The sequence below is a fragment of the Enterobacter sp. NFIX59 genome, assembly GCF_900113755.1.
GTDB classification, from domain to species: domain Bacteria; phylum Pseudomonadota; class Gammaproteobacteria; order Enterobacterales; family Enterobacteriaceae; genus Enterobacter; species Enterobacter pseudoroggenkampii.
In genome coordinates this window covers 537,239-555,362 of the sequence record NZ_FOQN01000001.1, presented here as the reverse complement: position 1 = coordinate 555,362, position 18,124 = coordinate 537,239, and the positions used below count along the sequence as shown (strand labels likewise).

Genomic DNA, 18,124 nt, shown 5'->3' with positions numbered 1-18,124 from the left:
CTCTGTCCTGGGTTGCGGTGAATCTTGTTCTTTTTGGCACCGCAGAGGTGAATAAGCAATAAACAACAATATAACAAATACGGTAATTATTTTGAAGCAATCTGCGGCATTTGCGATCAAACCCCCTGTTCTGCTTTAGCTAAACGTGCGGTTCGGGAAGTCAACCGTCACCATGAGGCCTCCTTCAGCGGAAGTGCTCAGGTTTACGCTGCTGCTGTGTTGCTGCGCCACCGCTTTGACGATGGCAAGCCCTAGCCCGCTGCCGCTTTGCACCTGATTGGGATCGCGGAAGAAGCGGTCGAACACGCGCTCCCGCAGCTCGGTCGGAATGCCGGGTCCTGCATCTGAAACGCGAAGCCGCGCGAAGCGATCTACTACACGGACATCGACCTGAATCCGCCCGCCCTCGGGGCTGTACTTCACGGCGTTCTCAATAAGATTATCAATGAGCGACACCAGACGTTCCCTGACGCCTGAGATCCAGATTTCATCCTCGGCGAAGAATTCCAGCTCAATGTCGCGCGCAGACGCTAGCGGCTCCAGCTCGGCCATTCGTTCCTGAATAAGCGTTGTTAGTGGCACGGGCTCCATAGCCGTATCAATACGCGCTTCACTGTGCATCATCAGCAGCAGTTGGTTGACGAGACGCGCGGCGCGGCTGTTGCTGCGAACCACTCCCGCAAGCAGCTCCTGCTGGTTCTCGCTGATGACCCAGGACTGCAGCGCTTCCACGTTGATGCGCATCGCCGCGAGGGGGGTACGCAGCTCGTGCGCGGCATCCGCAATGAAAACCCGTTCCCTTTCCGCGCTTTCACGGACTCTGGCAAGGAAGTCATTGATCGCGTCCACCATCTGACGAAGCTCCCTGTGCCTGGGAACGGCTTTTAAGGGGGAGAGATCGTCAGGCGTGCGTAACGTAATTTCATTGACCACCTTATTCCACGGGCGCATCGCAATGCGTATTGACAGCCATGCGGGAAACAGCAGAAAAGGGAAGCAGACCAGCAGCGGCAGGATGTAGTAGCCACGTGAGTTCAGATAGATAAAGAAGTTCCAGCCGCTGGCTGGGGTGAAAAGGGTAACCTCCACATCGGAGTGAGGGGATTTAAGGGTGCGGCTGGTCCAGGTACGATCTCCACTCTGAACGTGCTCCAGTTCGCCGAACCGGGTGTTTGTTATCCCCGCGGGCGCACCGTCTGAGGCAAAAATAACGGTATTATTTTTGCGAACGATGAGGTTAATCGACAGCACGGGATCTTCCCCTCCGCCGTAACCTTCACGAAGGGCCTGGCTGAAGTCTTCCAGCACGGCGGTACGGTCCTGCGGGCGTCCGTCCATACGCTCGGCTAGGGTAAAAACGGTGTCGTACGTTTTACTGCCCGTGAGGATGGGAGGGCTGCGCAGGTCCTCCCAGAGAATGAAGGTTAAAAAAAGACACCACAGCAGGGTCAGCAGCAGCAGCTGGGCGATGATAATTCGACGTACCAGCGTCGGGCGTCTCAGGTGATACCAGACGTTTTGCATCAGCCGGTCACCTTCTGAATGGATACGGTATCAATGACGTACCCGACGCCCCGCACCGTTCGCACATAGCCGTCGCCGATCTTTCGCCGCAAATTCCCCATATGCACGTCGAGCGCATTACTGAGGTTCTCTTTGTTGCCGAATATCCGTTCTTCCAGAAACCGTCGCGTAATCACGCGGTCAGCGCGCAGCATCAGCGTTTCCAGTAGCGCGTATTCACTGGCCGTCAGATCGATATGGCGCGCACTTACCGTCACGCGACGCGTCGGGACATGAAGAGATAAGCCTCGAATTTCTATCGCCTCATTCTCGAAACCGTAGCTGCGCCGCGCCAGGGCTCTGACTCGCGCCAGCAGCTCGGCGAGAATAAAAGGTTTGACGAGATAGTCGTCTGCACCGGCATCCAGCCCGCTCAGCCGATCCTGCAACGTGCCTCGCGCCGTCAGGATGATGACCGGGATCCCCTTGAGCTGCTGACGCAAACGCGTCATCAGGCTCATGCCATCGCCGTCGGGCAGTCCCAGGTCGAGCAAAATAAGTTCCGGCACGCAGACGTCCAGCTGATGCAGCGCATCCTCTTTACGGCGTACCCATATGACGTCAAATCCTTGATCTGACAGGGCGATACGTACGCCATTGCCGAGATCGAGGTCGTCTTCGATTAGTAGAATTTTCACACTGGTAACTGTATCAACCGTGAATGAAGAACATCTTAAGAAAAAAACGGTATCAGGAAATCTGTCCGGGTTACAGCATCTGCTCGCGCTTCAGTGTTTCTTCATTTTCGGCTCATCAGAACCTTAGGGTCAGTATTCAAAATGGGCGTTCTGGCGGTTAACCGCATGCATCGTCATCATTTGAATCCAAAAGGGCTTCTGTAATGAGAAACATCGAACTGCGTCATACGTTCCCCCATTTACTTTCGGGCCGCAGCCTGAAAAACATCGCGCCGGGCGTCGTTCTGGCGTTACTGGCCACGCCCGTACTGGCGGCAGAACAGAGTCAGGATAACGTCTTAACCCTGGGGGGCGGCGTGGACGTCGCGCCACGCTACTCGGGTTCAGATAAAACTCGCGTCAGCGCAGCTCAGGTGGTGGATTACGCCATGGCCAACGGTTTTTTTATCGGTACCACGCGGGGTATCGGTTACGGCAACAACATTGGTAACCTGGATTACAGCGCAGCGCTGAGCTATCGAGTTGGTCGTAAAGATAAAGACGTGAGCAGCGATTCGATCAGCTCCGGCAGCGACGAGCTGCGGGGGATGGGCGAGATAAAAGGCTCGGCTATTGTTGTGCCTGGGCTGGAGTACAAGGTGACCGACTGGCTTCATCTGCAGCTGCAGGCTGAGGTACCGGTTTCTGAAAGGGACAACGGTGAAGCGGTACATTTCGGCATTTCCAGCCCGTTCTACACCTCACCAAAAAATGCGGTGACGCTGGCGCTGACCGGCAGTTGGGGTTCCGGCAAGTATATGCAGACCTACTACGGGGTCAACGCCGCCCAGTCGGCCGCATCGGGATTTGCCCGACATGACGCCGGGGCCGGGATTTATGCCTGGTCGATGAACCTTGACTGGACCCACAAGCTCACCTCTCGCTGGAGCGTGCTTGCCTCAGCGGGCGTTACGCAGCTGACGGGGGAGGCGGGCGATAGCCCGATTGTGCATCGTAAAACGTCCCCTACGGGGAGTTTGAAGGTGACGTACAGTTTTTAATTGTGGGTTGCGGCGGCTGGTGATCTTGAGCCGTATATAAGCCGCTCCGGTTTAGATGGCGGGGCGGAACCTCTTGCTGACAGTTACAGCACATGTGGTTGATGGATTTATCTAAAGCTCCATTGTGCTGTAATGACAAACACGGAGGGGATGATAATATCCACATCCATTCCAAAATAAGACATAAATCTATAGTTTATTAAGTACAGTTTTATTTCATCGGCAGAGCAGCCTCCAGGTATAATGTCCGCTCAGATAAACGGCAAAGAGGGTGTGATAAGATGCTGACATATATCACCATAGGTACAAATGACCTTCAGCGCTCCGTGGCGTTTTATGACGCTGTTTTTAGAGTGCTTGGCTATTCACGTGTGCCTGCCTGGACAGAAGGTTGGGCAATGTGGGGAGATGAAAATAATCCGGAGGAGGGTTTCAGCTTCTGTATTTGCCCTCCTTTTGACGGGCATCCCGCAACGGCGGGAAACGGGACAATGTTCGCATTCCGTGCCGATAACGCGGATCTTGTCAGACGGTTCCATGCGGCAGGCCTCCTTGCGGGCGGGAAGAATGAAGGCGCGCCGGGTACACGAACCGCGTACGGACCCGATTTTTATGTTGCCTACCTGCGCGATCCTGATGGGAATAAGCTGGCATGTGTTTGTCAGCATTATTCTCCGGAGACAGATGAGTATTCAAAGGAACAATAGTTTCTCCATGGATGAAATTTAGGATGTTTAGCGGTGACTAAATCAGCCGTGTAATAGGGCGTTCCCTACGAGTAATCTCAATTCAGAACACGGCTGGCGCAGTCCGCCTCTGGCTCGATGCGGACGATCTGACTGTGCTTAAGGTCCGCAGTGAGCGAAAAGCGGACCTTAGTGTTGTCCGCCGATTGGCCATGTTTCGGCGAGCCGCGTGGTATTCCGTACCGGAAACGTCGCCAGTACCTCACTGGCGTTGCTGGTAACGACGTTATGGTCAATCACCTGCTTTTAACAAGCCGATTGCATGGTCAAGTTGCTTGTAGAGCTTGTATCTCAAATCATCTAATGCGTCATTTTCTCGAATTAGAGGCATCCCATTTTTATGAAGAACAATATCGTTAAATGATCCCATCCCGCCGTAAAGTTTTTTCAATGAATAAATGGATGATTCAAAATCAATATCGAGCTCGATCGCCAGTTTTTCAAATGTTTTTGCCCATGAATCCTCCTCATTTGAGGATAGTATTTTAATGATCTCGATTACTGTTTTCTTTATTTCATTTTTCATTTCCAACCACCACTTACAGGTATCTTAACGCCATTTTCTTTAAAAATAAGAAAACTGCATATAGCCAATATCCATACAGAAACTGAACCATAAATCATCACCCATCCGAAACCTTGAGATAGCGCTCCCTGGACAGTAGTACCGGAAATGTTCATAACTGGGGTGATCTGTTCCATCATCGTAATATTTCCTGCAGACAGACCCTCAGCCAACTGACGCAATTGCGTGAAATCCGTTGCTCCTGATAATGTGGAACGAAGGTAGTCGGATATCCCTTCGACAAGAATAAACCCCATCAGTGCAATATTGATGGCAAGGCTGATCATTCGTGCGCTGATGTCAATGCCAGAAGCCATTCCAGCGCGCTCATTCGCCACTGAACCTGTTGTGGTATTCGTCACTGGCGTATTGGTAATACCCAGCCCAATACCCGCCAGCAGACATCCCGGCAGCATTGTTAACCAACTTGCAGACTCCAGGCTACTGCCCCATTTCATCAGAAGAAAACCTGCTCCTATAGTAAATAGCCCGGCCGGAATGACAACCTCTGCACGGTATCGTAGGGACAACTTTTCGCCCACTGGTGGAAATACCAATGTTGGCAATGTATAGGCCAATAGTGAGAGTCCTGCAGCGACATTGCTATAACCTAAAACATTCTGAAAATACAGTGGGATATATATCATGAAGGGCCAGAAGCTGAAGTTCATACCAACCGAACCGAGCAATGCCCCAGAGAAGCGACGGATACGAAACACCGAGAAGTCAAACATAGGCGCACTATTACTCCGTTCTGCCATGATAAAGATGACCAAACAGAGTAGCGTTGCACCGAGGAGAGTAATGGCAACAGGACTTATGAAGCCTAATGTGGGTGCCTGAGTGATGTACCAGACAAGTCCAAATACGGACAGTGACAGGAATACGATACCTTTGACATCAAGACTGCGTTCCTGAGGGCCACGAGATTCCTCAACCCCCATAAATACAAGTGCTAACGCGATAATAGCTATCGGAACATGAACGAGAAAGACCCATTCCCAACTTGAAATGGCGACAATTGCGGCGCCGATAATCGGACCAAAACCCAGCCCCAAGCCAAAAACAATGCCCCATGAGCCAAAAGCCTTTCCACGTGCCCCACTTTCAGTAAACTGATTGGACAACACTGCGATCTGGCAAATTAACATGGCTCCTCCCGCCATACCCTGCAAAAAGCGACCGGCAATGAGAACTGACGTATTTGTTGCCAGTCCGCAAACTAACGTCGTCACGCTGAATAACATCAGGCTGACAACAAAAAGGCGTTTGCGCCCGTAACGGTCAGCCAAAGTGCCAATAGCCATCAGTATAGCGGTGCAGGCGAGCGTATAGGCATTCATAATCCACTGCAATTCTTTGAAATCACTAAGCAATACTGTTTCAAGTGTAGGTAGTATCACTGGAATGCTTGATATTTCCAGACCGAACATCAACGAAGCCAGACAGACAGCCGCAAGAGTTAATGCGTTTTTGGCTGAGGGGGAGATGGTCATGGTGGTTCCCTGTAGCTTGAGATAGCTGAACATTAAATTCCCGGCTTTAAAACAAGCCGGACATTATTATCATGAGGTGCAATTAATATTTGAGCTTTTATTTTGGCGTCATTGACGCTATGACGGAAATGATATAATTTCGTTACATTAATTAAATTTCATCATTAATCGTAGATATGGACTTTGACACCAATCTTTTACGGGCTTTTATCGCAGTCAAGGACACTGGGAGTTTCACGAGGGCGGCTCAGCGACTGAACCTTACCCAATCCGCCATCAGTCACCAAATCCGTCGCCTTGAAGAGCAGGCGGGCACGCCTTTGCTGATGCGAACGACACGTAGTCTGACTCTGACAGAAGATGGAGAAGACTTCGTTCGTTACGCCGATCAGGTTTTACGTGCTCAGGATGCTTTGGTCCGCCGTTTCCAGCGTTCCTCAGTCTCCTGCGTGGTGCGGTTTGGTGTGCCCGAAAACTTCATGGGAAATCGGCTTCCGCCTCTGTTGTCAAGATTCGCCCATCTTTTTCCGGATGTTCGACTTGATGTCACTGTGGATACTTACTTGAACTTGCAGTCAGAAGTCGATGCTAACGGGCTGGACCTGGCAGTGGTGATGTCTTTGTCAGGTAAGCACGATGATGGCATGGTGTTACGAAAAACACAGTTTGTCTGGGCAGCAGCGCGATCTTTTGAATATAAGTGTGACACGCCACTACCTCTGGCATTTGCTCCGGAACCTTGTGTTCATCGACAGATTGGAGTTAAAGCCCTGGACGGAGCCGACGTTAAGTGGCGTATGGCCTTTACATCACCAAGCCAGCAGGGATTGCGTGCTGCGGTTCTGGCTGGACTTGCTATTACGGCCATACCACATAGTGACCTGGAGCCGGGGATGACCGTTATTGACAGACAATACGGTTTACCAGAATTGCCGACCGCTTACTTCACTCTCATTTGGAGCAGGAGGGGAAAGACTCCTTCCGCTATTGAGTTTGGAAATCTTCTGTATGAGATGGCAGGTGTTGTTTCCGAATAAAGAGTTGAATTGGCCTGCTCCCCATTGCTCCACACAAACAGTTATTCGTTACGTCCCCTCCTGGCACGAAGCGGACAAGATGGCTAGGCTGAAGGTCTGTTGTGAGCGAAAAGCAGACAGAGGCCGTTGAGTGTTGTATAACGATTTCATTTGAGCTGATAGTGTTATGAGAAAGGGAAAATGGGCACAGAAAATAGAGATAATTTCTCCTCCAAGACTAAAAATTAAAGGACAAATAACATGACACCAGAGTTACTAAATACAATAGGGCTGACTTCTAATATTTTGGGTGTAATTCTAATTTTCTTCTTTGGGCTGCCTCAGCCATCACATGATGAAGGTGTGTCTTTAGGGTTGGGGGACGGTACGCCTTTGGGAGATGGAACAACGGTCGGGGAGAGGAATGTTAAAATCCGTAAGCGAAAAACTCGTTATAAAATTTCCGCCTACGTTGCGCTCAGTTTAATGCTTTTGGGTTTCGTACTTCAATTTTTAGCTTTGCATATTGATCTAATTCAATTTCATTAACCCTCGGGACTCTTAGCAATGTCCGCTTCTGGCACGAAGCGGACTAGGTCACTGAGGTGAAGGTTCGCTATGAGCGAAAAGCGGACATTGTATTTATGAATGACTTTTCATTGCCAAGTAAAATATTGTTTGCCGCTTTTTTCTGGTTAATCACGAACACCATCATAATCATTAAGTATTTGCATCAACAGTATTCTTGGTATGTCTTTTGTGGATACTCTGAAACTGGTACTCAGACGCGAGGAAATTATAGCGGAAGTAATTTTATTATGATCGTAGGCGATGGCCATATGCTTTCCTATATTCTGTCGGGTCATTTCCGACAACCTTTTGCCACATTCATCGGAAAAACTAAAGATTAAATTCTCTGCACCTGTCTCATCCTTCTCTACATAATCAATTGACTTTACACATCCAGGGGAAAAAGAAGTCTTCTCATTACCGACCGAAAAAAACAAACTCCCTTTTGCTGCAGTCGATGTCAATGGCACAAGCACTGCGAGTAACAACACCCCAAACTTGATTTGCATCTTCTTCTCCTTTTGTTCGTTGACCTGCTCCCCATAAATTAACTTATATCAACGTTATCAACGTCTGCTTCTGGCGCAAACCTGACATTGGAGAAATAGTAGGTCAGTTTGGATCGAGGAGCGGAAGTATGCAATCGCTCTCATAGTTGATGTCAGAGGCACGCATGTCAGCCCAGGAAATGTTGTCAGTTACTCTATCCAGGGGGACAGGTTCACCAATATGCTTACAGACAGGTGCATTATGCTGAAATACAGTCCTACTGAAACTACCAAAAAATCCGCTCATGACATAAAGAGAAAATGGCCTGAAGCAGCATGGCGGAGTTGAGCAAAGCGCGCCATTCAACACATAATCATGATGCTAGCCGCGCATGTCGAAGCCGGATTTTTGAAAATCTCTATAAACTTCTGGATTGCTGAAGGCCGGGAATTTGGCTTTATGGGCGGCTGATTTTATCGCTTCGCAATAGGCTCTATTGCCGTTACTGGTTGAGATGCTTAAAGGTGTGCCATCCTGAGCAAATTCCATATGCAACCTGCATTTTTTCCCTTTCCAGTTTTGTGGCTCTTCAATTTCGGCGTTTATTGCCGCCCTGATTGCCCGCGCCTGCGCGCCCCATTCATCCCGATCGTCCCAGCGTCCTGAACCGCAATTACCCGTAGCCGTGGTCTTATGGCAACCGGAAGGGTGTAGTGGCACGCATCCCGCGGCCAGGTTCACCAGAATAGCCACCATAGCGATTTTCTTTACTGCTTGAGACATTCCCACTTCTTACCCCGCAATCCATTTAAGCTTCAGTAATGTTTAAATATTCTTCCGTAATTCCTGGCCTCTTTTCAACTACCAATAACGGGTTACAACGTCGGTGACCTGGCTGCCGGTTCCACCTCCGACTAACCGTTCGTTTTTGAACTATGTTTAACACCAGTCAGAATAATAAAATGGTTAAGCATTTACAGGACCTGAGCGGCGGGGCCTCCGTCCGGAGCATTTGAAAGCCAGAACCTCACATAAAAGTGTGCCAACATCTCGTGGGTAATATTAATGTCCGGAGAATAACGTGGTCGGAAAGCTATTGTTGAACTACATGCCAGGGCTACAAAATTTGTTAGCCTACGATAAAAGCTGGCTAAAACATGATGTTAAAGCCGGGTTATCCGTTGCGGCTGTCGCGCTACCCGTTGCTATTGCTTATGCTGAGCTGGCGGGGGTTGGGGCAATAGTAGGGCTGTATTCCTGCATTTTACCGATGATAGCTTATGCACTGTTTGGCTCTTCACGTCAGCTTATTGTTGGCCCTGATGCCACGACCTGCGCGGTGATTGCGGCCGTCGTGTTTCCTCTCTCTGCAGGTAACCCCGAACTGCACTGGCAACTGACGATCATCATGACATTGATGATGGGCGGGTGGTGCCTCCTTGCCAGTAAATTTCGCCTGGGGGCACTTGCCGATCTGCTTTCTCATCCCATTCTTACGGGTTTGCTGAATGGCGTAGCCGTGACGATTATTGTCGGGCAATTAGGCAAGGTTTTTGGGATCAAGCTAGATGAAGCGCAGGTTATTGAGAAAATAATGGCCTTGCCAGGCCGACTTTCGGACAGCCATTTATTAACGATAGGGATATCGCTTATAACGTTAATTATTTTAATGGTTATCAAAACGTACCGCAGCCAGTGGCCAGCACCTTTAATTGCCATTGTGATAACAACGGCACTGGTATGGGGGACATCTGCGCAACAGTATGGTATTGCCACTATCGGTGGGGATGGCTTCCAGTCTGGTTTACCCGTCGTTCACTGGGGGGCGTTCCAGCCCGGTCCGATGCGTGATTTAGTGATCCCGGCGCTGAACCTGGCCCTGGTGAGTTTTGTCAGTCTGATGCTGACCGCCCGCAGTTTCGCCGCAAAAAATGGCTATGAAATTAATGCTGATGCTGAGTTCCGGGCTCTGGGTATTGCGAACATTATGTCTGGGTTATCTCAGGGGTTTGCTATCAGTGGCGCCGATTCCCGGACCGCGGTTAATGATTCGGTTGGTGGGAAAAGTCAGCTGGTTTCCGTGGTCGCAGCCTTACTCATCGGTATCGTCGTGGTATTTTTCACTCAACCATTACAATACATTCCGGTATCTGCGTTAGGTATTGTTCTAATGTATGCATCGTGGTCATTGATTGATTTACGAGGGCTATGGAACCTGAGGCGCAGAAATAAACAGGCATTTCGCCTGGCTTTCTTCACCTTTGGCTGTGTGTTAATTATCGGCGTTATCCAGGGGATCGGCCTTGCGGTGTTGCTTGGGCTGTTACAGTTCCTTCGTACGGTGTTTCGTCCCTCTGAGCACCTGCTGGGCACTGACGAAGATGGAATGATTCACTCGTTAGGGAATACCACCGATATTAAAATGGTTCCTGGCGTACTGATGTATCGATTTAACTCACCGTTGACCTATTTTAATGTGGCTTATTTTAAACGCCGGGTATTGAACCTGGTTGATGGTGCCGCTTTACAGCCTAAATGGGTGGTGATTGATGCCGTTGCCTGCTTCACCTATTCAGACATCAGTGTCCTGGCAACCATTAATGAGTTAAAGCGTGACCTGAAAGGTCGACAGATTAAATTAATCCTCGCGGGCAGGAAAACGGAATTAACACGCTGGTTTAAAGACAGTCGGCCAACAATGAATGATGATGACATGATTCTGGCGCCAGACCTCTACCTGGCACTTCGGTTCATTCAAAGTAAAGAGAGTGCGAGTGAGGGAGAATCAGTCGGTGACACATAACCAAATACTGGTTAAAGGCTTGTAACGCATGCTACTGGCAGGCAGGGACCCCTCACAATTTCTACCACCGAGGCTCAGCTACTGTTGGCCTGGACAGTGAGATGTTCCTTGCCTGTCTTACTTTCTTCTGCCATCTATCTCAGTAAAAACTGAATCAGCTGAACAAAGATATACACTGCCGCCGCCACTCGTATTGCCTGCCAACCCCATCTGAGATAGCGCCATTCATAGCGTTCTCTGGCATTAGCCTCTGCTATAGCGGAGTCATAACGCTTTTTTTTCTTTCTCCTGACTTCGTCTATTACCCACAGGATGAGAATAAAGATAATGATGGTTTTCTGAAATATGGGATTATCCACTAAAAATGACTCCGGCTTGCTCGCTGAAAAAGCAGAATAGATGAACAGCCGTCACGTATCCACCACTAAAAGTGGGGGTATGAATGAAATTTACCCTGATTCGATTTTGAGATGACCCTCCCATAGCCGGTTTCTCCGCTGTGAATGCGCAATCTCTGGTGCGAAGTATCAGGCTGACGGCTATAAGCAAGGAGCGGACCTTAAGTACCATTCATTTTCGCCGGAACAAAAATAGATAGGGTAGTGCCTACAAATAAATGAACTCATAATTCACAATGTAACTTCCAATATTATTCACACGAGCCTTTACCCACACCCCAGTCATTCCCTGCTTACGATGGCTGTGCAGATATTCTTTGTTTGTACAAAGCTGTATCCATCTGTTGGTGTTCTGATCTTTTAACCAGAGACCCGCTTCACAATGGCCATACTTACCTCTCGAAGGCCCCGGAAAGACAACCTCATATTCAGATTCATAGCCAATTATTTTGTCCGGGAAGAGATAGACATAAATATCATAACAATTTAAGCTCAATACAAAACCAAGGCAAAAGCCGCTAAAAAAAGCATTGGCAATATATTCTAATGTTTTGTTAAAAGTGCGCAGATAAAAAGCGCGCATAACAAAAATTGTTCCAATCAAAACGCCAAGTGAAATATATGTCATCCATTCAGGAACGGATTTTTTTAATATAGTATTATGGGAGATGCCAGATGCCCATGACATATACCAGAGCCATCCACCTAAAACGATGAATATCACGGCTGTAACAAGTAATTTCTTGCGTTTATCTTCGAAGGAATAATTTTTAGTCATGGTTTTGTTTTGTATGTATCAAACGAAAGTGTTGACCTTACCAGGAAAAGCTATTTTATATTATTAAATTCAATATGCCTCCTGTTTCGAGTTAAATTTTTTAAGCCTCCTCTTTTGACCGTAGCTTGCCCGCAAACCGCGAGCAAGCCACACCCCTTAGCGATACAGCGTCTTTTCCGCAACCGGAATAAGCAGCCCGGATCGCCAGTCCGCAAGCGTCAGCTGCGCAAGCTTACCCAGCGCGATATAAAACGGATGGTTGGCGTTCTCGACAAACACCGTCAGGAAGCGGGTACTCCACGGCAGCAGGTGCCACGCCAGAAGCTGAGCGCACTCCGCCTCGCGGCCGTTCTCGGCCAGCCATGCCGCCAGCAGCAGTAATGTCCCGAAGTGATCTTCCGGTTCATTCTGCTGCATTTCAAATGCGATATTGTTCTCCCGCATCCACTGGCGCAGCGCGAGGGTCGAGTCGCCAAACAGCACGGATTCACGGTCCAGCCAGACGGAGCCCCACGGTGGAGTGGGCAGGGCGTAAGGGCCAATAAACAGTCGTTGCCAGGCGTCCGTCAGCGGTTCGTCGGCAGACGCGGCAAAGGTGTCGGCTACGGGTCGCAGAGTTTCCGAAGGCAGGGGCCAGTCCTGAACCCATTCGCCCGCAGTGAGGGCCTGCACCAGCGGCGCGGCCTGCTCGCTGTCTGGTGCGAAATAAAACAGCGCACCCAACACCCGGGCGCTGAACGCGAACGATTCACGATGTGAGACGTCTTTCATTACATCTTCCTTGTTCGCGCGGAGGGTGTCCACGCGACGGTGTTAAACGATCATACAAACCATAGAATAAACTACGGTCAAGCCATTCACCCGCTACACCTTCTCGATCTGTACCAGATTGGTGTGCTGCGGGTTGCCTTTCGCCAGTGGTGAAGGGCGGTGCGTGGTCAGGGTGTTGATGCATGAGCCGTAGTCGATACGATCGCCACTCATATTGGCGTCGTGCCAGGCGCCCTGGCCCATGGCGCTCACGCCGGGCATGATGCGCGGCGTCACTTTTGCTTCAATTCTCACCTCGCCGCGACGATTAAAGACGCGCACCGTATCGCCGTTCTTGATGCCGCGCTTTTCGGCATCGACGGGATTAAGCCAGACCTCCTGACGGCAGGCCGCTTTCAGCACGTCGACGTTACCGTAGCTCGAGTGGGTACGGGCCTTAAAGTGGAAGCCAAACAGCTGCAGCGGAAACTGCGCACGCTCGGGCGCGTCCCAGCCGTCGAAGGTTGATGCGTAGACGGGCAGCGGGCTGATGGTTTCATCTTTTTCCAGCTCCCAGGTGGCCGCAATCTCCGCCAGCTTACTGGAGTATATTTCAATCTTGCCCGATGGTGTTTTCAGCGGATTGGCTTCCGGGTTCTCGCGGAATTTTTTATAGGCCACGAAGTGTCCGTTTGGATCTTTACGCTTGTAAATACCCATTTTTTTCAGCTCGTCATAGGACGGCAGTTGAGGGTCTTTTTCGAGCATTTTGGCATACAGGTACTGCAGCCACTGTTCCTGCGTGCGTCCTTCGGTAAATTTCTGATGAATATCCGGTCCGAGGCGTTTCGCCACTTCGCTCATGATCCAGTAGATCGGCTTGCGTTCAAACTTCGGCGCGGTCACGGGCTGGAGGAAAATCAGATAGCCCATATTGCCAGCATAATCGTTCGGAATGATGTCTTCCTGCTCGACGGTCATCAGATCCGGCAGCACGATATCGGCGTACTTGGCTGACGAAGTCATGAAGTTATCGATGACCACAATCATCTCGCACTTGCTTTCATCCTGCAGGATTTCGTGGGTTTTATTGATATCGGAGTGCTGGTTGATGATGGTGTTGCCCGCGTAGTTCCAGATGAACTTAATCGGCACGTCCAGCTTATCTTTCCCGCGCACGCCATCGCGCAGGGCGGTCATCTCCGGCCCGCGGGCGATGGCGTCCGTCCAGCTGAAGCAGGAGATTTGCGTTTTGACCGGGTTGTCCGGCAGCGGCATACGTTCAATTGTGATGGTGTAGGTTGACTCACGTGCGCCGCTGTTACCGCCGTTAATCCCCACGTTCCCAGTCAGAATAGGCAGCATGGCGATGGCGCGGGACGTCAGCTCGCCGTTTGCCTGGCGCTGTGGTCCCCAGCCCTGACAGATGTAGGCCGGCTTCGCGGAGCCGATTTCGCGGGCAAGCTTAACGATACGATCCGCCGGAATGCCGGTGATGCGTGAGGCCCACTCTGGCGTTTTCGCCGTGTGGTCATCACCCTGGCCGAGAATATACGCTTTGTAGTGACCGTTAGCGGGCGCGCCTTCCGGCAGCGTTTTTTCATCATAGCCGACGCAGTATTTATCCAGAAACGGCTGGTCGACCAGGTTTTCGTCGATTAATACCCAGGCAATACCCGCCACCAGGGCGGCATCGGTACCCGGACGGATCGGGATCCATTCATCTTCGCGCCCGGCTGCCGTATCGGTATAGCGCGGGTCGATGACGATCATGCGGGCGTTGGACCGCTCGCGAGCCTGTTCCAGATAGTACGTAATCCCGCCGCCGCTCATGCGCGTTTCCGCCGGGTTATTGCCGAACATGACCACCAGTTTGGTGTTTTCGATGTCGGAGGTGCTGTTACCGTCGTTGCTGCCGTAGGTGTAGGGCATCGCGCAGGCGATTTGCGCCGTGCTGTAGGTGCCGTAGTGGCTCAGAAAACCGCCGTAGCAGTTCATCAGGCGCGCCACCAGCGAAGCGTAAGGGGAGGAGCGGGTGATATTGCCGCCGACAATGCCGGAGGAATAGTTAATATACACCGCTTCGTTACCGTATTTGGCCACCACGTCTTTCAGGCTGGCGGTAATGGCGTTCAGTGCCTCATCCCATGTTATGCGCTCGAACTTGCCTTCACCGCGTTTGCCCACGCGCTTCATCGGGTAGTTCAGACGGTCAGGGTGATTGATACGACGGCGAATTGAACGTCCGCGCAGGCAGGCTCGCACCTGATGGTTACCGTAAATATCCTCGCCGGTGTTGTCCGTTTCGACCCAGTACACTTCATTGTCACGTACGTGCAGACGCAGCGCACAGCGGCTGCCGCAGTTGACCGAACAGGCGCCCCACACCACGGTATCTTCAGGCGGCTGGACGGCGTTCTTCACCGCCGCGGCGGCGCTTTTTAAACCAAACGGAAGCGAGATCCCGCCAGCGGCAAGCGCCAGAGAACCAATTGCGGTAGATTTCACGAGAGTTCGACGGCTAATTCCGCCGTGATGTTCAATATCGGACATGGCTCACCCCATCATTATAATTGCGTATTATTTTTCCCGAAATGATATCCGGGCTAATGATGGGGTGAGTGTTACTGATTTGGGGGGACTAAATATTAATCCTCATCAAATCAAAGGGGATTGAGGGTCAATTACTGAGGTTCAGCTGCCGCACCACTGCCTGTGCGGGTGTACAAAATTTTAAAGGTGTCGTTCGCGCAGTGGCCCACCACCTGCGTGCCCGCCTGATCGGCCTGGTCGTTAGGCACAATGCTCAGCGTAAAGCCTGATTCAGGCACGCCGTTATTGATAATTTTCTGCTGAATGTCGCTTTTCACGCGCTCGCAGGAATCCGGTGCCGCCAGCGCGGCCGTTGAGGCACTCATTAACAGCAGGGCGGTAATCCAGGGTAACCGTTTCATCTGTAGCTCCTTTTCTCTGTGTAGAGATTAATTTTAGCAGGCTTCGTGTAAACAACTGTATTTGCTAATATGATTGGGAATAATCTCCCTGTACGGTAATAAATGTGAAGAAATACGCAGCGATAACGCTACTGGCAGCAACACTGGTGGGGTGCGACAACAGCTCCGCGCCGCTGTCGTTTACGCCCGAGATGGCGAGTTTTTCGAACGAATTTGATTTTGATCCGCTGCGCGGCCCGGTCAAAGACTTTACTCAGACGCTGTTCAACGAGAAGGGCGAAGTGTCCAAACGGGTCACCGGCACCGTCTCGACAGAAGGGTGTTTCGATACGCTGGAGCTGCACGACCTGGAGGCCAACACCGGCGTGGCGCTGGTGCTGGATGCCAATTACTATCTTGACGCAGAAACCCAGCAGCGAAAAGTGAAGCTCCAGGGGAAATGCCAACTGGCCGAACTGCCGTCAGCCGGGGTGACGTGGGATACCGACGACAACGGTTTTGTGGTGGCGGCGCACGGCAAAGAGATGGAGGTGAAGTATCGCTACGATGCGGATGGCTATCCGCTGGGCAAAACCACCGTCTCCGGCGATCAGCACCTGTCCGTCCAGTCGACGCCGTCTAAAGATGTTCGCAAAAGAATGGATTACTCGGCGGTGAGCATGTTGAATGACAAGCCGCTGGGTAACGTCAAGCAGAGCTGCGATTACGACCGCCACAATAACCCGGTGAGCTGCGATCTGACGATCACCGACGACAGCGTCAAACCCGCCGTTGAGCGCAAGTACACCATCAAGAACACGATTGATTATTACTGAGAATAAAGCCGCGCAGGTTACTGCGCGGTTGGTTTCAGCAGGCTGGCGCCTGACGGTTTGTGCCCGGCCAGATGCTGATGCTGGAAGATGCACATGCGAATGGTATTGCGGTATTCACCGTTGATAAAGAACTCGTGAATCAGCTCGCCTTCCACCATAAAGCCCAGCTTGCGGTAGATATGGATCGCTTTCTCGTTCTCTTTGTCCACAATCAGGTAAAGCTTGTAGAGATTCAGAACGTTGAATCCGTAATCCATTGCCAGCTTCGCTGCCCGTGAGGCAAGGCCTTTTCCCTGATGCTCAGGGGAGATGATGATCTGGAACTCCGCCCGACGGTGAACGTGGTTGATTTCAACCAGCTCAACAAGACCGGCTTTTTCGCCTTCACACTCCACCACAAACCGACGTTCACTCTGATCGTGAATGTGCTTATCGTAGAGATCGGATAGCTCGACAAACGCCTCGTAAGGCTCTTCGAACCAGTAGCGCATCACGCTGGCATTATTATCGAGCTGGTGGACGAAACGCAGGTCTTCACGCTCCAGCGGACGGAGTTTAACGTCGCAGGATCCAGACATTACGGGGCTACCGTGCGGCCAGTGCGGCGATCCAGGCAGCGCAGAGTGTTAGGCTCCCAGTAGGCATTGACGTTTGCACTTTGCTGACACTTATCGCGCGCGTCAAAAGCGACATCTTCTTTGTCCCACTCTTTTTCAGCACGTTTGTTGACCTTCTGACGAAGGTTACGGGTGTCATTCCATTGTTCTTTGTCCATGGCGGCGTTCTGGCGGCTTTGCGCGCTGTCACCAGACTCAATAACGAGCTTGCTGGTTTCCGCTGTCGCAGAGGCGGCAAAGGCGAACGATGACAGCGCCAGCAGGGCTGTCAGACAAAGGCGTTTGCTTAATGTGGTCATAGCGTTTCCTTTTAAATGGGTGCAGATAATCAAGTTACCCCGTACAGATTCTACACTAAAGCGAAATGACGGCATACCCGCGGAGCAAGTATGGAAAAGTAAAGGGCATCATCAGGTATGATGGTTAAATAGATCCTCACCTGACGTGAAATATGCTTAAAACGACGCTGCTTTTTTTTGCCACCGCGCTATGCGAAATCATCGGCTGCTTCCTGCCCTGGCTCTGGCTGAAGAAGGGAGGAACCGTATTGTTGCTCATTCCGGCAAGCGTCGCGCTGGCCCTGTTTGTCTGGCTGTTAACGCTGCATCCGGCGGCCAGTGGGCGCGTTTACGCGGCTTACGGTGGTGTTTATGTGTGTACTGCGCTGCTGTGGTTACGCGTGGTGGACGGCGTCAAGCTCAGCGCATACGACTGGGCCGGGGCGCTGATTGCCCTGTGCGGTATGCTGATTATTGTGGCGGGATGGGGGCGCGCCTGAGTCCCCGGGTTTTGTGATCGTTAGCTGATTTTATGATCATTATACTTGTATGGTAGTAGGGTTGGTGGGTAAATTTCCAGCATCACAACGAACGATGTAAGGAAAGGA

Annotated in this window: 20 protein-coding genes; 7 read left to right on the top strand and 13 right to left on the bottom strand. The window is 51.0% G+C overall.

Going from position 1 to position 18,124, the window contains the following annotated elements:
• Positions 1-135: 135 nt before the first annotated feature.
• A complete protein-coding gene (locus tag BM007_RS02610) occupies positions 136-1,524 on the bottom strand; it encodes a sensor histidine kinase (protein WP_090417156.1) in 1,389 nt (462 codons plus the stop codon).
• Positions 1,524-2,201, bottom strand: coding sequence for a response regulator (locus BM007_RS02605; RefSeq protein ID WP_061715351.1), 678 nt, complete (start codon positions 2,199-2,201; stop codon positions 1,524-1,526). Before BM007_RS02605 ends, BM007_RS02610 begins: the two co-directional genes overlap by 1 nt.
• A 203-nt stretch (positions 2,202-2,404) precedes the next feature.
• On the opposite strand from BM007_RS02605, the gene BM007_RS02600 reads away from it, so the two are divergent.
• Positions 2,405-3,241: a MipA/OmpV family protein gene (locus BM007_RS02600; RefSeq protein WP_090417154.1), complete on the top strand. Its 837-nt coding sequence runs from the start codon at positions 2,405-2,407 to the stop codon at positions 3,239-3,241.
• 281 nt (positions 3,242-3,522) lie between these two features.
• Positions 3,523-3,948 carry a VOC family protein gene (locus BM007_RS02595; RefSeq protein WP_048989554.1) on the top strand — a complete coding sequence of 142 codons (426 nt, stop codon included), beginning with the start codon at positions 3,523-3,525 and terminating at the stop codon, positions 3,946-3,948.
• 271 nt (positions 3,949-4,219) lie between these two features.
• Here the strand turns inward: BM007_RS02595 and BM007_RS02590 are convergent, their stop codons facing one another.
• Entirely contained in the window at positions 4,220-4,513 is a 294-nt protein-coding gene (locus BM007_RS02590) for a DUF6966 domain-containing protein (RefSeq protein WP_048989553.1), read from the bottom strand.
• Complete coding sequence (locus BM007_RS02585; protein ID WP_090418203.1) at positions 4,510-6,048, bottom strand: MFS transporter; 1,539 nt, start codon at positions 6,046-6,048, stop codon at positions 4,510-4,512. The genes BM007_RS02590 and BM007_RS02585 overlap by 4 nt, the downstream gene beginning before the upstream one ends.
• 176 nt (positions 6,049-6,224) lie before the next feature.
• Between BM007_RS02585 and BM007_RS02580 the strand changes: the two genes are divergently transcribed.
• Both BM007_RS02580 and BM007_RS02575 read left to right on the top strand, forming a co-directional pair.
• The gene (locus BM007_RS02580; protein ID WP_090417152.1) at positions 6,225-7,085 is read left to right on the top strand and encodes a LysR family transcriptional regulator; all 861 of its coding nucleotides are present in this window, start codon (positions 6,225-6,227) and stop codon (positions 7,083-7,085) included.
• Positions 7,086-7,325: 240 nt separating this feature from the next.
• Positions 7,326-7,613 (top strand): hypothetical protein, encoded by a 288-nt coding sequence (locus tag BM007_RS02575; RefSeq protein WP_061715346.1) that lies wholly within the window; start codon positions 7,326-7,328, stop codon positions 7,611-7,613.
• Between the two features lie 146 nt (positions 7,614-7,759).
• Here BM007_RS02575 and BM007_RS02570 read toward each other — a convergent pair whose 3' ends face one another.
• Positions 7,760-8,143 carry a SecDF P1 head subdomain-containing protein gene (locus tag BM007_RS02570; RefSeq protein ID WP_061715345.1) on the bottom strand — a complete coding sequence of 128 codons (384 nt, stop codon included), beginning with the start codon at positions 8,141-8,143 and terminating at the stop codon, positions 7,760-7,762.
• 361 nt (positions 8,144-8,504) lie between these two features.
• Positions 8,505-8,906 (bottom strand): cell envelope integrity TolA C-terminal domain-containing protein, encoded by a 402-nt coding sequence (locus BM007_RS02565; protein ID WP_090417150.1) that lies wholly within the window; start codon positions 8,904-8,906, stop codon positions 8,505-8,507.
• Between the two features lie 298 nt (positions 8,907-9,204).
• On the opposite strand from BM007_RS02565, the gene BM007_RS02560 reads away from it, so the two are divergent.
• Positions 9,205-10,926, top strand: coding sequence for a SulP family inorganic anion transporter (locus BM007_RS02560; protein ID WP_024909105.1), 1,722 nt, complete (start codon positions 9,205-9,207; stop codon positions 10,924-10,926).
• 134 nt (positions 10,927-11,060) lie between these two features.
• On the opposite strand, the gene BM007_RS23335 is transcribed toward BM007_RS02560, so the two are convergent.
• The 5 genes from BM007_RS23335 to BM007_RS02535 form a co-directional block, all read right to left on the bottom strand.
• On the bottom strand, positions 11,061-11,285 hold the full coding sequence (locus tag BM007_RS23335) for a hypothetical protein (RefSeq protein ID WP_024909104.1): 225 nt from the start codon (positions 11,283-11,285) through the stop codon (positions 11,061-11,063).
• Positions 11,286-11,532: 247 nt separating this feature from the next.
• Positions 11,533-12,102, bottom strand: a complete 570-nt coding sequence (locus tag BM007_RS02550; protein WP_090417148.1) for a hypothetical protein — start codon at positions 12,100-12,102, stop codon at positions 11,533-11,535.
• Between the two features lie 156 nt (positions 12,103-12,258).
• On the bottom strand, positions 12,259-12,873 hold the full coding sequence (gene dmsD / locus BM007_RS02545; protein ID WP_090417147.1) for a Tat proofreading chaperone DmsD: 615 nt from the start codon (positions 12,871-12,873) through the stop codon (positions 12,259-12,261).
• Positions 12,874-12,966: 93 nt separating this feature from the next.
• On the bottom strand, positions 12,967-15,405 hold the full coding sequence (ynfE, locus tag BM007_RS02540) for a selenate/tellurate reductase subunit YnfE (RefSeq protein WP_061715343.1): 2,439 nt from the start codon (positions 15,403-15,405) through the stop codon (positions 12,967-12,969).
• A gap of 131 nt (positions 15,406-15,536) precedes the next feature.
• Positions 15,537-15,806, bottom strand: a complete 270-nt coding sequence (locus BM007_RS02535) for a DUF1161 domain-containing protein (RefSeq protein ID WP_024909100.1) — start codon at positions 15,804-15,806, stop codon at positions 15,537-15,539.
• 104 nt (positions 15,807-15,910) lie between these two features.
• On the opposite strand from BM007_RS02535, the gene BM007_RS02530 reads away from it, so the two are divergent.
• The gene (locus BM007_RS02530; RefSeq protein ID WP_048989545.1) at positions 15,911-16,621 is read left to right on the top strand and encodes a YnfC family lipoprotein; all 711 of its coding nucleotides are present in this window, start codon (positions 15,911-15,913) and stop codon (positions 16,619-16,621) included.
• A 17-nt stretch (positions 16,622-16,638) separates the two neighbouring features.
• On the opposite strand, the gene speG is transcribed toward BM007_RS02530, so the two are convergent.
• Complete coding sequence (speG, locus tag BM007_RS02525) at positions 16,639-17,199, bottom strand: spermidine N1-acetyltransferase (RefSeq protein ID WP_024909098.1); 561 nt, start codon at positions 17,197-17,199, stop codon at positions 16,639-16,641.
• Positions 17,199-17,537, bottom strand: a complete 339-nt coding sequence (locus tag BM007_RS02520; RefSeq protein ID WP_028017573.1) for a DUF1283 family protein — start codon at positions 17,535-17,537, stop codon at positions 17,199-17,201. The genes speG and BM007_RS02520 overlap by 1 nt, the downstream gene beginning before the upstream one ends.
• Positions 17,538-17,689: 152 nt before the next feature.
• On the opposite strand from BM007_RS02520, the gene BM007_RS02515 reads away from it, so the two are divergent.
• Entirely contained in the window at positions 17,690-18,016 is a 327-nt protein-coding gene (locus BM007_RS02515) for a YnfA family protein (protein WP_048989542.1), read from the top strand.
• The last annotated feature ends 108 nt before the right edge of the window (positions 18,017-18,124 follow it).

What these genes read in the sequence shown, in the direction of transcription:
- BM007_RS02610 (WP_090417156.1), bottom strand. Translation starts at nt 1,524, where the DNA reads ATGCAAAACGTCTGGTATCACCTGAGACGCCCGACGCTGGTACGTCGA.
- BM007_RS02600 (WP_090417154.1), top strand. Translation starts at nt 2,405, where the DNA reads ATGAGAAACATCGAACTGCGTCATACGTTCCCCCATTTACTTTCGGGC.
- BM007_RS02595 (WP_048989554.1), top strand. Translation starts at nt 3,523, where the DNA reads ATGCTGACATATATCACCATAGGTACAAATGACCTTCAGCGCTCCGTG.
- BM007_RS02590 (WP_048989553.1), bottom strand. Translation starts at nt 4,513, where the DNA reads ATGAAAAATGAAATAAAGAAAACAGTAATCGAGATCATTAAAATACTA.
- BM007_RS02585 (WP_090418203.1), bottom strand. Translation starts at nt 6,048, where the DNA reads ATGACCATCTCCCCCTCAGCCAAAAACGCATTAACTCTTGCGGCTGTC.
- BM007_RS02580 (WP_090417152.1), top strand. Translation starts at nt 6,225, where the DNA reads ATGGACTTTGACACCAATCTTTTACGGGCTTTTATCGCAGTCAAGGAC.
- BM007_RS02575 (WP_061715346.1), top strand. Translation starts at nt 7,326, where the DNA reads ATGACACCAGAGTTACTAAATACAATAGGGCTGACTTCTAATATTTTG.
- BM007_RS02570 (WP_061715345.1), bottom strand. Translation starts at nt 8,143, where the DNA reads ATGCAAATCAAGTTTGGGGTGTTGTTACTCGCAGTGCTTGTGCCATTG.
- BM007_RS02565 (WP_090417150.1), bottom strand. Translation starts at nt 8,906, where the DNA reads ATGTCTCAAGCAGTAAAGAAAATCGCTATGGTGGCTATTCTGGTGAAC.
- BM007_RS02550 (WP_090417148.1), bottom strand. Translation starts at nt 12,102, where the DNA reads ATGACTAAAAATTATTCCTTCGAAGATAAACGCAAGAAATTACTTGTT.
- dmsD (WP_090417147.1), bottom strand. Translation starts at nt 12,873, where the DNA reads ATGAAAGACGTCTCACATCGTGAATCGTTCGCGTTCAGCGCCCGGGTG.
- ynfE (WP_061715343.1), bottom strand. Translation starts at nt 15,405, where the DNA reads ATGTCCGATATTGAACATCACGGCGGAATTAGCCGTCGAACTCTCGTG.
- BM007_RS02535 (WP_024909100.1), bottom strand. Translation starts at nt 15,806, where the DNA reads ATGAAACGGTTACCCTGGATTACCGCCCTGCTGTTAATGAGTGCCTCA.
- speG (WP_024909098.1), bottom strand. Translation starts at nt 17,199, where the DNA reads ATGTCTGGATCCTGCGACGTTAAACTCCGTCCGCTGGAGCGTGAAGAC.
- BM007_RS02520 (WP_028017573.1), bottom strand. Translation starts at nt 17,537, where the DNA reads ATGACCACATTAAGCAAACGCCTTTGTCTGACAGCCCTGCTGGCGCTG.
- BM007_RS02515 (WP_048989542.1), top strand. Translation starts at nt 17,690, where the DNA reads ATGCTTAAAACGACGCTGCTTTTTTTTGCCACCGCGCTATGCGAAATC.